We start from the raw sequence: 13,559 nt of genomic DNA on the forward strand, positions 1-13,559 counted from the left end.
CTACATCGCTCAAAGCGCCGAACGCAAAATAGAGACGATCTTCTATCGCGAGGACTTCCGGCGCGTGGATGCCGAACAGGTGGGCATTTTGGAGTTCGCCGGGCGCGGCATCGAACAGTATGCCGAGGCCTTCTATCATCGTCTGAACACAGAGGCCATACGCGACCTTCACCTGAAAGTGGTGGCCGACTTCGCCTTTAGCCGCCTCGCCAGTATCTATCCCTCCATGCTTGGACGCATGGGAGTAGACCTTATTGCCCTAAACGCCTATCCCGATGTTCAGAAAACCCCGAAAACGCCCGAAGCGCGGGCTGCCCTGCTGCCCGGCCTCGCACGCATCGTGCAGACGCTGCAGGCCGACATGGGCGTGCTGTTTGAGGCCGACGGCGAACGGATGACGTTGGTGAGCGAAGAGGGACAGGTTATCGGCGGTAATGAGCTGTTGGCGCTGATGATCGCCCTCGTGGCGCGCACCCATCCCCATGCGCGTATTGCCGTACCCATCACCGCCCCCAGCATCCTGGAACCCATCGTTGCCCTGCACGATGGCACCATCGTGCGCTCGCGCACAAACTCTAGAGACCTCATGGAGTTCTGCGTCGCACGCCCCAATAAGGAGGGTCGTGTGGATTTTGCCGGCGATGATCGCGGCGGGTTTATTTTCAGCGAGTTTCAACCTACCTTCGATGCCATGTACGCTTTCGGCAAACTGATGGAGATGCTGGCCACCACCGGCCTGCGCCTTTCCGAACTGGTGCACGAGCTGCCGCCGGCCCACCTCACCCGAACCACGATACGCTGCCCGTGGGATGCTAAAGGGCGCATTATGCGGGTGCTTACCCGCGAGGCCGATGCGCTTATGTCTGCGAATAAACAGCATGTGGAGATGGTAGACGGCATTAAATTCTTTGAAAGAGATGGATGGGTGCTCGTTCTACCGGATGCCTCGGAGCCTTACTTCCACGTCTATGCCGAATCTAGCTCTCACGAACATGCCCATGAGCTGCTCTGCAAGTACGCCAAAAAGATAGAACTGCTCCTGCAAGATTAACGCTGGTGCTGCCACCAACGCTGGGCCAAAATGCGGGCTGCATAGTCGTCGTAGGGCCTATCCGGCGTACGAAGGGCGCGCGGCAACAGTTTTTGCCAACCACGTGCGGGGTTCTCTTGCACAAAAAGTCTGCGCGCCGCTTCGGACGTATAGGCCTCTTCCATCACTACAATGGGGGTCTCCTCTGCCACCCTCTCCAACGCCTCAATAAGAGGAGCGCTGCCCGTTCCTTTGCCTACAAGAATCACTCTCGGTGAAAACTGCGCTTTCAGCCGCCCAACCTCCTCCACAAGCCCGTCCGGCGACACAATAGCCTGGTAAAGCGCTTTCCCCTCTTCGGTTACTACCGCAACCCCACAACGAACCCGACCGGGGTCTACGGCCAGTACCACATGTTGGTCTATCTTTCCGATCTCCTTGGGCAGTAAGGTGCTAAACCGGTTCTCAAGAAAGCCATCGAAGCGCCCTATCCCCCCGCAGCACGCAGAAACTCGATGTGCAAGTGCTCTGGGTCGAGAAGGTCGGCCGAGGTGATAGAACCGGCTGCCACCGCTTTTATCAGTAGTGGGCCACGCACTCGCTCGGCCTGTTGCACGAGGTGCGCCAATGTCAGCGGGTCGAACAGCCCCACTTGGCTGGCACCGGTAACCGGGTCGACGGCGGGGACAATGCCGGCCTTGATCGCGGCCGAACGCACATCCGTCTGTAAAAACTGGGCTAGCCTCTGCTGTAGGTCTTTTTCCGAAAGCGCCCCTTCGATCCTCTCTTCGGCAAGCTCGTCGCCGGGGTGGAACACCGTTTGCACGGTGCGGCTAACCACCTCTACAGGCACCTGTTCGCCGTTAAGGGTATTGCTTAGACTACGCACAATAAGCAGCGTTGGCGTATCGCTGCCCTCTAGCCTGCCGGCCAAATCGCTAAGCGCGGCCTCCGAGTCGGAACCGGAAGCCCCACCGGTTAGGGTTAACGACATAGGCGACAGGAGGCGCACGGCGCTGCCGTTATCTCCTATGGCGGCACCATAGCCCAGCGCTGTGGCGCTGGCCTGCTGCAGCAACTGCTTTAACTGGCTAAGAATGGTCTGACGGTCTAAGTGCGCCGCAATCACCCCACGCGCCAGCTCTGCGCCGTAGCGTACGGCGATAGGGCTTTGACGCAACACCAGATAATCGTTGGCGGAACCGGCGAGGAAGCGATAGACCTCGTCTAAACGTTGGCTCACCATGGCGTAACGGCTTTGCGCCGCCGCAAGCTGGTCTTGTACCTCTTGCAGTTGCTTGCGTATCTCAGCGGCTTTCTGCTCCTCGCTTTGGTTGGCCTCTAACTGCAGTTGGTTGGTTCGCTCCAGAACCTCGTTGGCGCGGCCTAAATCGGCGTTCTGCCTCTGCAAGTCACCGTTGGCGGCAATTAAAGTTTTATTCTCTTGAGTGAGTTGGGTGTTCTTATGCACCAACGCCAGGTTCTGCTTGGCCAACTCGTGGTTTTGAGCCACAAAATGCCGATTAAGAGCCTCTAAATGGGCACGCTGCCGCTCCAACTGTGCCACCTCACGGGTCTTGTGCACCAGCTCGTCCCGTTTCTGAACCACCTGTTCTCGCAGCCGTTCGCTTTGGGCGCGCAGCACAACCACATGCTGCTTGGCCTGCTGCAGCGCCTTTTGCGAGAGAAGCAGCTGCCGATGTGCCTCTTGGGCAAGCTCCTGATCGCGCTTAGCTTGTGCCATGGCCTCGGCGGCCTGCTGGCGGGCGATGCGCACCTGACGGTCGAGCCGAGCTTTTTCGGCTATGGCCTGCTCGCCTTCGAGGACAACCTGTCGAATGGGGGGAGATATAAGCAGCAGGGCTGCAATACTCACCATCGAGATGAAGGCACCGGTTAAACTTGTAATAAGGATGGCCGTATGCTTGGGACGCAGCCCAAACCAGGAGACGCGGCGTTTTCCCCATCGTCTCCCCTGAAGATCGCCGTAATAGGCAATGAAACCGCCTAACACGACCAGTAAGAGCAGTGCTAGTGTTGTCCAGATCATCTTTTGCTCCTATCCCCCCTTTCCCAAAGGGAAGCCTAGGTCGAAGCCCTTAGGGTCAGCCAAATCCCTACAGCGGCACCGACCATGTCGGCCGAGAAGCTTGCCAGCATCGGAGGCAACCCTCCGCTTTTGCCAATAACAAACATGGCGTGATAGAATACCCAATAGAGAAATACGATGAATATCGCCATACCAAATCCCACCGTGCGGCTTCCCCCTCGTTGGGTGTTAAGCCCCAGCGCTGCGCCTACCACCCCAAAAATAACGCTCGCCAAAGGCAGCGCTATCTTGCCGTAGAGGTCTACCTCTTCCCCACGCGCTTCCTCAATACGTCCCTCCGCTCTATCGCGCTCGATCTCCCGACGCAGCTGGTTGAAGCTGAGCCGGTTGGCATCGTTCACCTGGGCGTTCATCACCTCGTTGAACGATTTGCCTATACTTGCATTATCGGGAAGCACCTTCAAGGTTTTGAAGTTGGTAACGAGTGTATCCTTTATCAGCCCTGTGGCCTTGTCGGGCACAAGCAGCACCCAAGAGCCGTCGTAGTACGTCCAGTTTAAACCGCTTTGGTCAAGGCCACGTCGGTCGGTGCTTTGGGCGCGCGCGCAGTTGACAATAAGCTCCACAGCCCCGTGCATCGCCGGGTCGTCACTGTAGCGCACGATGCGAACGTCTCGGAGGGTTTGAGTACGGGCATCGTAGCCTCCCTGCACATACACGCTCTCCTCTAGGCCGCGCCCATCCTGACGTTTAATATCGTAGGAGATCGGTTCATCCGATTTCGCGATGTGTTGAAGTGCCTCTTGTTTCAGATCGTACATGGCACGCGTGGCCGGCGGCACAACGGTCTCGTTCCACGTGAAGGCCACAATACTTACCAACAAGCCTACCACGAAAACGGGCAGCACCACGCGCGGAAAACCGATGCCCGCCGTGAAGATCGCCACAATCTCCCTATCGGCAGAGAGGCGTCCAAGCGCCATCAGCGAGGCGAGCAACATCGCCATGGGAAACGTCTGGGTGAGAATGCCGGGCAGGGCGTAGAGCACGAACTTGAGCACGAGGTTTAACGGCACGCCTTGCACCACCATGTCGGTAGCTTGAAAGAGAAAGCCGGCCGTGAACACGAGCACCAGAAACATGAACATGCCGGTTAAAAACGGCCCGATAAGGTCGTACAACACCAACTTATCAATGAGCTTCATGATCCGGCTCTTTCTCTTTCGGGGTCGTCTCGGCTTCGGGGGCTTCCCAAGTGGTGATGCCTGCCTCGCGCAGCTCCGCTTCGGCCTTAGCGCGTAAGCCCTGCGGAGCGGCATGGCCACGACCATAGGTATAGCGCTCGCCGAAATAAGAGCGTATGGCCACCGGGTCTTGTAACAGCGTATGGGCAGGGCCTTCCACGCGCTTCACGCCGTCGGCGATGATATAGGCCCTTTCGGTAATATCAAGCATGGCCTCCACGTTGTGGTCTGTGATGAGAATGCCAATACGGTTTTCGGACTTTGCCAGGTCGTGAACGATGTTGCCGATGTCCTCGATGGCCAAGGGGTCTACTCCGGTGAACGGTTCATCAAGCAGAATGAATTTGGGCTTCGCCGCCAGAGCACGGGCGATCTCTACCCGCCTGCGCTCTCCACCGGAAAGCAGCCTTCCCAAGCTGCGACGCAAATGCCCGATGTTCAACTGCCCAAGCAGCTCTTCCATACGTTGGCGACGTTGGGCTTTAGTCAGCGGCTGCGCCTCTAAAACCAGCAGTAGGTTCTCCTCCACCGTAAGGTTGCGAAATACAGATGGCTCCTGAGGAAGATAGGCGATCCCTTCCCGAGCACGCCGATACATGGGCAATCGCGTGATCTCACGGTTATCCAGGTAGACGTGGCCGCTCTGTGGACGCACCAGCCCCACGATCATATAGAATGTGGTGGTTTTTCCCGCCCCGTTTGGCCCTAACAAACCCACAACTTCGCCCTGCTCCACCTCTAAACTGATTCCGTTGACCACACGGCGCCCCCGATAGACTTTCACCAGCTCCTCTGCACGTAGCTTCATGGCTGTTTGCCTCGCGCTTTCTCCAGTTTTGGGTTTGCCGGCGGTGGCACCACCGCCTCTATTCGTGCCGTGCTCTGAGGACTGGCGATAACAAGGTCATCGCTGCGCAAGTTCCAGGCAACGGTATCGCCCTGCGCCCCAACGTAGCGCACCGGCCCCGCCAAGGCCGGGCTTTGCGCCGTTATCTGCGTAGGCCCCTGCAAAACCACTTCCGATGTTTGCGCCGTGTTGGTATAGACTAAAGAGGCCGCTTTCGCCTCTACAATCTCTTTGCCATCGCTCGGCTGAGGAGGGTTTGGTGCGTTGCCGGCGGGGTGATAGGGACGAACAAAACGACATTGAACCTCCCCCTGTGTCGCCATACGAACGACCTCGTTGGTGGGGGAAAGCACGCCCTCTATCTGTTGGCTCTCGATGCGCGACTCGAAACCGGTTTGTGGCTCCGAGGTCTGGATGGTCAACCTCTTTCCCTCCACATGAAATCGCTTGCCCGGCACAAACTCTCCCTGTTCAAAGCCGCTGACTTCCACCGTTCCTACAGAGATTGGACGCGCATGCTCTCCTTGAGTTACAGGCAGGGCGGAGGGTTGAGGAGAGAAGCTGATCGAATCGCGGCCGGCTTCGCCGTAGAAGAGATAGGTGGTTGCGCGACCGAGTTGAGCTACCAAACGCGCCACTTGGATGTGGGCGGGGCCTTGAAGCTTTTGGGGTATCTGAAGAGTTCCCTCCACATTTTCGAGAGAAACCTGAGACTGGGCAGCCTCATAGTGCGCCCGATCGGCACGGCCCTCGAGAATAATGAGACGATTCCGGGCATCTGGCTCCGTTCCATGAAAACGAACATCTCCTTGCCCCGCTATCTCTACCAGATGGTTCTGAGCAAAGTAGGCCTCTAAAAGATCGGCCGAGAGAGTGCCTTTGGCCTTGGTAACCACATCGTCGAAGGTAACTTGTACGGGAGAACCGCTAAGCTGCACAGCGTGCGGCAGGTCTACATCGCCCCGCGTAAACCCTATCACCTGTACCGTGCCCAGCCGATGGCGGGGCAGAGCGCCGCCTTTAGGCGTAGCCATTTTCGGCACAAAGGTAAGGGAATCGGTGCCGGCACGCCCGCTTAGTTGAAGACGACCGCTTTTATCGGTGGCCACAACGGCGCTATCTACATGAACGGTTGCCGGGCCTTCTAAGCGGCTTGGGTCGAATAGTTTCGCCACCACTCCATCGGATAGGGAAAGCCGTTGTGTCTGCTCGTTGTAGCGCGCATGCCCGGCCGTTCCCTCCAAAGTGCGCTGCTCCTGCCCCACCTTACGTACCACGCGAAACTGAATGGGGCCTTCTAGCTCCGCCTCCACTTCACTTCCTTTCGGCCCAATTGCATGGCCTACCACTCCATTGACCACCAGGTAAAACCTTAAGGGGCGACTTGGGTCGGTGGTGGCCACAACGATGTTTTTGCCGCTTACCACAAAGTTACGCAACTGGCGCAAGTTGGTGCGAAAAGAGGCAAAGTGAGAGATGCGAATATCGCCGATGGCCACCGGCAACTGAGCGCTTGTGGAGGGCTGTTGCGCCCGTGCAAAAGCCACTCCGCCAATGAGTAGAATGGTAAAAAGGGCAGAGGCAGAAAGCCTCCACCGATAGTGACATCCATATTTCACTGTGTCGCCACAATCTCCCCGGTTGCTATATGGTAAACCATGCGCGGGGCCGAAGTCTCATAGGGTGTTGACGTGCGTCCACCTGCAGAGGTTCCTCGAAATTGTACAAGATGGACGTTCCCCTCCGCAATAATTCGGTCGGCCTCACTCTTCCAGGTCATTCTATCGGCCGTGATGAGGGTGTTGGGTGGACGTTCCCGCGAAAGCACGCGCACATGACCTTCTCCTTGGAGTGTATGCTGCTGCTGATTGGCGATCACCGTGTCGGCCTGCACATCGGCCACGTAGCGCCCCTGTTCATATAGACGTGCGTAAACCCCCTTTAACAGGAGGGTGATCTCCGTGCCTCCGCCCTCATAAAAGATGCTGCCCTTTCGGGCAGTAGCCACCAACAGCGGCACCATGGGGCCGTAGAGGTCGGCGGTTTTGTGGGTGTTCCAACGGAGATGCCACCCATCTCCTTCCACCCGACCCCGTAAGTTCTGTTGAGCCTCGTTAGCCGATGTCGCCCCGGAGGAAGGCGCGCGGTTTGAAGCCGTTTGCAGGGCTTGGTTTGCCGAGGGCACTCTATTCCGACTGCACCCAACAAGCGGCCCCAGCAACAAGAGGGCTGTGCAGCAGAGAACGGCTGCTTGGTAGGAGCGGCTCATGATCGTACCGAAGGGGGGAGAAGAGACAGAATAGGTACAGTCGCCTCCGCTGTTTGTGCCATACGGCGCCGTAGTTGTCCGCAGGCTGCATTGATGGCATCACCGCGCGTCATCCGTTGCGTTGTTACCCTGCCGGCGGCTGCCAAGGTCTCGCGGAAGCGCGCGATGGCCTCTTTGGTGGGGCGCCGAAACCCCTCCGGCGTTTCCACATAGTTGAAGGGAATGAGGTTCACGTTGCCCGGCAGCTTCCATCGTTCGAGGAGAGCGGCCAAAGCACGCGCCTGCTCCGGGCTATCGTTCACGCCGCCTATCAACAGATACTCGAAGGTGAGGTTACGCTTCGTGATTCGGGCATACTCGGCGCAGGCCGCCAATATCTCGTCGAGCTTCCACTTGCGCGCGGTGGGAATGAGACGGGCGCGCAGGGCATCGTCGGGAGCATGCAGCGACAAGGCCAGCGTAATCGGCATGTTCTCTCTAGCCAACGCCAAGATTCCCGGCACCACCCCTACCGTTGAGACCGTGAGATTACGCATCGAGAGGCCTACCTCATTTCCTAAAAGGCGCAGGCTTTTCACCGTGGCCTCGTAGTTCCACAATGGCTCTCCCATACCCATATAGACGACATGCGAGATGCGTCGTGTGCTCTCGGCTTGCATGGCCAGATACTGGCCTACGATCTCGCCTGCAGTAAGGTTGCGAGCCAGCCCCCCCTGTGCCGTTGCACAGAACCGACACCCGGCAGGGCAACCCACCTGCGTAGATAGGCAGGCCGAGACGCGATCGGGGTAGGGCAGGTAGACGCTCTCCACGGTGAGGCCGTCTTCCAGCCGAAGGAGATATTTAATGGTGCCATCGGAGGCAACCTCACGATGCACTACATCGGGCAAACCTAAGCGGTAGTTAGCCGCCAGATGCGCACGAAAGGCGGCGGGCAGGTCGCTCATAGCATCGAGCGTGCGGACCTGTTTACGATAAATCCACCGAGCTATCTGCCGCCCCCGATAGGCCGGTTCCCCTAACTCAAGGGCTATCTGTTCTAACTCTTTCGTGCTACACCCCAAAAGACACTGCCTGTTCGGTTCCACAACGGCCCTCGCCTTTCTTCCAAATTCTACCTATGCCCGAATCTCTAATAGGCAGATTCTACCTGCCTTCGTTCCCACCGCGCAAATTTTCGTTAGAGGCGGAGAGACTACCCATCGGAAGGACTCCGCAACCGATTCGCGTCCAACTATCGTAGATGTTATACTTATGGGCATCTATGCTACTAACGGCGTACCTAAGCTTCCAGAAAGGCCTCTCGAAACAAGCGAGGGGGAGGGCGTCGGCCTGAAGGCGGGAAACGAAATGCGTTTGCTAGAAAAGATCGTTGTGCAGGGCTACAAATCTATTCGTAATCAGGAGCTGTCTCTGGGGCCGGTGAATGTGCTGATCGGCGCGAATGGCTCCGGCAAATCCAACTTCATCGGTCTATTTAGGATGCTGAACCGTCTCGTGTCGGGAGACTTCCAAATCTACGTGCGCCAAGCCGGTGGGCCTGACCGTTTGCTGTACTACGGACGAAAAACCACCAATGCGCTCTCGCTTGAGCTTTGGTTCAAAGACACGGAGCGGCAAACCAGGAACGGCTATATGTGTGAACTCTTTCCCACAGAGGACCAGAAGCTCGTGTTTGCCCGAGAGGAGATTCTCTTTCATAAGTTTGCTGAGTATGAGGCACCTGTATCGAACCGATGGAGCTCTGGAGTTCATGAAGAGAGTCTTTTGCCTGAATGGGCAAGTGAAGGTAAAGTTGGCGAATATATTTATAAAGACCTTCAATCGTTTCGGGTCTATCATTTTCACGACACAAGCGATTCGGCGAAAGTGAAACAGTTTTGTGATCTTAGCGATAACCGTTTCCTACGGGCCGATGCGTCTAACCTGGCCGCCTTTCTCTATAGGCTTAAACGGCAGTACAATTCCCACTATCAAGATATCGTACGCGCCATCCGCTCCGTCGCCCCCTTCTTCGGCGACTTCGCGCTTGAGCCTGATCCTTTCAATCCCGACCAAATCCGCTTGGAATGGTACGAAAGAGGCTCAGATACCCTGTTCGACGCCCATGCCCTTTCCGATGGAACTCTGCGCTTTATCTGTTTCGCCACTCTTTTCCTTCAACCAGATGCGCTGCTACCGGCCATCATTATCCTAGATGAGCCGGAGCTTGGGTTGCATCCTGCAGCGATCACGGTGCTTTCGCAACTTATCCACTCCGCTTCGATGCGTGTTCAAGTACTCCTAGCTACCCAATCGGTTACTCTCGTGAACCAGTTCACGCCCGAACAGATCATCGTTGTCGAAAGACAAGAGCACAGAACCGGTTCGCTTAGTCCGGGCCAAGAGTCGGTCTTCCATCGTATCGCCTCAGAGCAATTAACGCAGTGGCTTCAGGAGTACGAACTGGGCACGCTGTGGGAGAAGAACTTACTTGGAGGTCGTCCCTAGCCGGTGAAGAAAGTGTTGATTTTGGTGGAAGGTCAGACGGAAGAGGCCTTCGTAAAAAGGCTCCTTCACAAGCACCTATTGGCCTTTCAGATTGACCTTATCCCTTGCCTATTGCACACAAAATTAACTACCGTCGGCGCTAGCTATCGAGGAGGCGTAACCTCCTATGCCAAAATGCGTCGCGATATAATGCATTTGTTGGATGATAGCAGCGCCTACCGTGTGACCACCATGTTAGACTACTACGGATTGCCTAAAGACTTTCCGGGGCTAGCCTCTTTGCAAGGCAAAACCCCCTACGCGAGGGTAAAGTATCTAGAAAAGCAGTTTGCTATAGATATTGCCCATCCAAGCTTCATACCCTATCTCATGCTGCACGAATTTGAAGCATTCCTATTTGTAGACCCTACTCAATGGAAGGCTTTTTTTGAACACCGTATAATACAACCCTCTTCCGCCCAAATCGGCAACCTACCTCCACCGGAAGAGATCAACAACGGTGCTGCTACACACCCATCTCAGCGTATCTGCAAGTATATACGCAACTATAAAAAAACTGTTGACGGTCCCCCTTTTTGTGAAAAATTAGGATTGAACTCTATCCGAACAAAATGCCCCCACTTTCACGAGTGGCTGGAAATGCTTGAACAGCTATAACACCACACGAATTTCAAGGGAAATGACCCCCTCTATTTGGAATAAGCCTCTCTCTCGTGTAGAATCTCAGCAGAAATAAAGTTGAGGAGATCGGCATGAGGATGCAAGCAAGAACCTGGCTTTTTATCGGTTTGACAACGCTCACCCTATCGCTCTTGAGCCTCTCGTTGCTACCGTTCGTTACGCTGCCCTCAGCCCACGCCACGGTAGAGTATGCTCGCAGAGAAAATAAGCCCTGCGTCTACTGCCATGTAAGCGCTGCTCCCGGCATTTTAGACCCCTCTACCGGCAAAGTGAACACGGTAGCCTGCAACGAAAGAGGGTTCTACTACGAAACGCACAACCATTCCTTTGCCGGCTATGTGGAGACGCCCCAAATCAACCCGAAGGCGCTCACCGGCCCCTTCCGCTTTGGATGGGCGATAAAACTGCCAACTGCCGCCCAACGTGTGGTGGTTGCTGACGTTAAAGGGGATAATCATCCCATGCTGATCACGCTTTCACCGAGTGGCGATGCGCATCAGAGCGAGCTTGCCCTGTGGAGCTGGAACGGCAAGGCTTTTGTTAAAGACAGTTCTCTCCAGATTGCGGCCAATGCCGACATGCTTCAAGTAGGGCACTTTGCCGGTAGCGACCAGCCCTTGCTGATCGTTACCGGCGATGGAGTTCGATGGTGGAATGGGAAGCAGTTCTCTTTTCTGCCGGCCCCAAGCGGCTTTCAACTGATAGGGGCCGTGCGGCTTCTCGATGGCTCCGAGCGTCTGCTGGTGGCCTTGAACGGTGGCGATCTGCAAGCTTATCGGGTTGACCTTTCAAAGCCAGGCAGCTCTTGGCTTGCCGATCCCCAAGCGCCGCCGCAAAGCCACGAAGTGCAGTGGGCGGAGATGCACGGCGATCCGAGCCTTCTGGAAAAGATAGGAATGCCCACAGCGCTTAGCCTCGGCGGGTTGATAGGGGTTTGGAATCTGCCCACCCAGCACCAACTCTTTCTTTATCTTCCTAAATTAAACCAGGATATTGACGCGGTTCCCGACCCCGATCACCCAGGGCAGAACAAATTCGTGCTCAAAAGCCAAACGTGGTGCGTGGGCTTGCTGAATGCGACAAACGCCAACGACGCTTACTACACCCCGCCTCTGGCCGGCAAGGTCTGCGACGTCACCCGCCAAAGCCCCATCGAGCCAACCACGCCAGGGCTTTTGGTGCTCACGTCGCTCTCGGCTCCCAACACTTCGGGGCTTTACTTCTTCCCGCTCACCGCACCAAAGCCTTAGGGTTTAGGAGCGCCTTAAGCGACGTTTCTCCTTGCGAGCCGTCTCGATGGCCTCGATCTCCGCATCGAGCACGGCTTCATCCTGAAACTCGAACTCGATATCACGAATGCGCACGGTGTCGCCATGGCGAATACCATGCTCGCGTAGTGCCTGAATAACCCCCATTCTGTCTAAGAGGCGGTGAAGGCGCTCCATCGCCTCCTCGTTCTCCACATCTGTCATGGCGACGCGGCGCTCCACAGCACGCCCCACGATCTCGAAAAGGCCGGGTTCGGGGTGGCGAACCTCCCAGAAGTTGTCATCGGTGGGCTTTACCTGAATGACAACTTTGCCCTGCGGAGCCTCCTCAAACGGTTTGGGAAGGGTTTCAAGCCTGCGCATGGCCTCAAAAATCAACTCACGTAGCCCGGTGCCCGTGGCCGCCGATATGCGAAACACCGGGTAACCCCTATCTGCCAATGCACGCTCAATCGGCTCCAGCTCCGCCTGGTCGGCGAGAACATCTATTTTGTTCAAGGCCACGATCTGAGGCAGGGCGGCAAGCTTGGGGTCGTAGAGAGCCAGCTCCCGATTGATCACATCAAAATCGTTCAAGGGGTCACGACCAGAAAGGCCGCTTACATCGAGCAGATGAATAAGCAGGCGCGAGCGACTCACGTGGCGCAAAAACTGATGCCCCAAGCCGGCACCTTGGCTAGCTCCTTCGATAAGGCCGGGAAGGTCGGCGATAACAAAGCTCTTATCAATATCTACCCGCACCACCCCCAGATTGGGAACGAGGGTTGTGAAGGGATAGTCGGCGATTTTGGGGCGAGCGGCGGAGACGGCAGCGATGAGGGTAGATTTGCCCACATTGGGGTAGCCTAGCAACCCCACGTCGGCAAGTAGTTTAAGCTCTAGCTTTAAGCGGCGACGCTCTCCTGGCTCGCCCTTCTCGGCGAACTTGGGCGCCTGATGCACAGAGGTAGCAAAATGGGCATTTCCTCGTCCGCCCTTGCCTCCACGTGCCACCACTACCGTCTGATGAGGATAGACGAGGTCGGCAACCACCTCTCCGGTCTCAAGGTCGGTTGCTACGGTTCCCACCGGAGCGCGCAGCACGAGGTCGGCCCCATCTTTACCGAACATCTGTTTGCTGCCCCCGTGCCCGCCACGCTCGGCTCGATAGTGGCGCTGGAAGCGGAAGTCGAGCAGTGTAGACAGATTGGGATCGGCCTTCAGAATAACGCTTCCTCCCCTTCCTCCATCTCCGCCGTTAGGGCCGCCGTGCGGCACATACTTCTCCCGTCGAAACGACACCATGCCGTTCCCGCCATCTCCGGCGATAACCTCGATCTCTACTTCATCTACAAACATCTTTGCGGCTCCGATAAGCGCTATGGAAGCGAAAAGCGCGCAGAGCCTTTTTTCTCTGCGCGCCCCTGTAAGATTTCAGTGGAGGTGGAGAGACTCGAACTCTCGTCCCTAGGGATTCGCCTCTGGCGTCTACGAGCGTAGCCTCCGTTTTAAATTCGCGTTTGCCTGCCCCGGAGGCAGGGCTAGCAGAACGCTAGAACACCTAAGAGGTTACGTGGAGGGGACGTTCCGCCCTCACACGCCAAGCCGGCATGGTAACGCCCATTCTCGCCCGGCCGGCAGGGGCAAGATGGACGGGCGGCTTAATTAAGCCGCGAGCGCGTAGTTTTGAGTGTTCGCGTT

10 protein-coding genes, 1 other RNA gene and 2 pseudogenes are annotated in these 13,559 nt (G+C 56.7%); 4 read left to right on the top strand and 9 right to left on the bottom strand.

From position 1 onward, the window contains the following. Positions 1-1,051: pseudogene (locus tag VKV29_RS02125) on the top strand (hypothetical protein); the annotation flags it as partial. Here VKV29_RS02125 and VKV29_RS02130 read toward each other — a convergent pair. The 7 genes and pseudogenes from VKV29_RS02130 to rlmN all read right to left on the bottom strand — a co-directional run bounded on the left by VKV29_RS02130 (position 1,048) and on the right by rlmN (position 8,528). After that, positions 1,048-1,443: a hypothetical protein gene (locus VKV29_RS02130; RefSeq protein ID WP_324199648.1), complete on the bottom strand. Its 396-nt coding sequence runs from the start codon at positions 1,441-1,443 to the stop codon at positions 1,048-1,050. The pseudogene VKV29_RS02125 and the gene VKV29_RS02130 overlap by 4 nt on opposite strands. A gap of 74 nt (positions 1,444-1,517) precedes the next feature. After that, a complete protein-coding gene (locus VKV29_RS02135; RefSeq protein ID WP_324199649.1) occupies positions 1,518-3,080 on the bottom strand; it encodes a DUF3084 domain-containing protein in 1,563 nt (520 codons plus the stop codon). Between the two features lie 35 nt (positions 3,081-3,115). Then, complete coding sequence (locus tag VKV29_RS02140) at positions 3,116-4,285, bottom strand: LptF/LptG family permease (RefSeq protein WP_324199650.1); 1,170 nt, start codon at positions 4,283-4,285, stop codon at positions 3,116-3,118. Between the two features lie 118 nt (positions 4,286-4,403). After that, a pseudogene (gene lptB / locus VKV29_RS02145) lies at positions 4,404-5,132 on the bottom strand (LPS export ABC transporter ATP-binding protein); the annotation flags it as partial. Further along, on the bottom strand, positions 5,129-6,790 hold the full coding sequence (locus tag VKV29_RS02150) for a hypothetical protein (RefSeq protein ID WP_324199652.1): 1,662 nt from the start codon (positions 6,788-6,790) through the stop codon (positions 5,129-5,131). The gene VKV29_RS02150 and the pseudogene lptB, both read right to left, overlap by 4 nt. Continuing rightward, positions 6,787-7,440: a hypothetical protein gene (locus tag VKV29_RS02155; RefSeq protein WP_324199653.1), complete on the bottom strand. Its 654-nt coding sequence runs from the start codon at positions 7,438-7,440 to the stop codon at positions 6,787-6,789. The genes VKV29_RS02150 and VKV29_RS02155 overlap by 4 nt, the downstream gene beginning before the upstream one ends. Next, positions 7,437-8,528, bottom strand: coding sequence for a 23S rRNA (adenine(2503)-C(2))-methyltransferase RlmN (gene rlmN / locus VKV29_RS02160; RefSeq protein ID WP_324199654.1), 1,092 nt, complete (start codon positions 8,526-8,528; stop codon positions 7,437-7,439). The genes VKV29_RS02155 and rlmN overlap by 4 nt, the downstream gene beginning before the upstream one ends. Positions 8,529-8,790: 262 nt before the next feature. Here rlmN and VKV29_RS02165 point away from each other — a divergent pair, with 262 nt between their 5' ends. From VKV29_RS02165 to VKV29_RS02175, 3 genes are all read left to right on the top strand, one after another. Continuing rightward, positions 8,791-9,930 carry an AAA family ATPase gene (locus VKV29_RS02165; RefSeq protein ID WP_324199655.1) on the top strand — a complete coding sequence of 380 codons (1,140 nt, stop codon included), beginning with the start codon at positions 8,791-8,793 and terminating at the stop codon, positions 9,928-9,930. A 3-nt stretch (positions 9,931-9,933) separates the two neighbouring features. After that, positions 9,934-10,587: a DUF4276 family protein gene (locus VKV29_RS02170; RefSeq protein WP_324199656.1), complete on the top strand. Its 654-nt coding sequence runs from the start codon at positions 9,934-9,936 to the stop codon at positions 10,585-10,587. 101 nt (positions 10,588-10,688) lie between these two features. After that, the gene (locus VKV29_RS02175) at positions 10,689-11,861 is read left to right on the top strand and encodes a hypothetical protein (protein WP_324199657.1); all 1,173 of its coding nucleotides are present in this window, start codon (positions 10,689-10,691) and stop codon (positions 11,859-11,861) included. Positions 11,862-11,864: 3 nt separating this feature from the next. Here VKV29_RS02175 and obgE read toward each other — a convergent pair whose 3' ends face one another. Next, positions 11,865-13,217: a GTPase ObgE gene (obgE, locus tag VKV29_RS02180; protein ID WP_324199658.1), complete on the bottom strand. Its 1,353-nt coding sequence runs from the start codon at positions 13,215-13,217 to the stop codon at positions 11,865-11,867. Between the two features lie 76 nt (positions 13,218-13,293). Next, positions 13,294-13,559: a transfer-messenger RNA gene (ssrA, locus tag VKV29_RS02185) on the bottom strand; the annotation flags it as partial.

It is taken from the genome of Chthonomonas sp. (assembly GCF_035294165.1).
Classification (GTDB): Bacteria; Armatimonadota; Chthonomonadetes; order Chthonomonadales; family Chthonomonadaceae; genus Chthonomonas.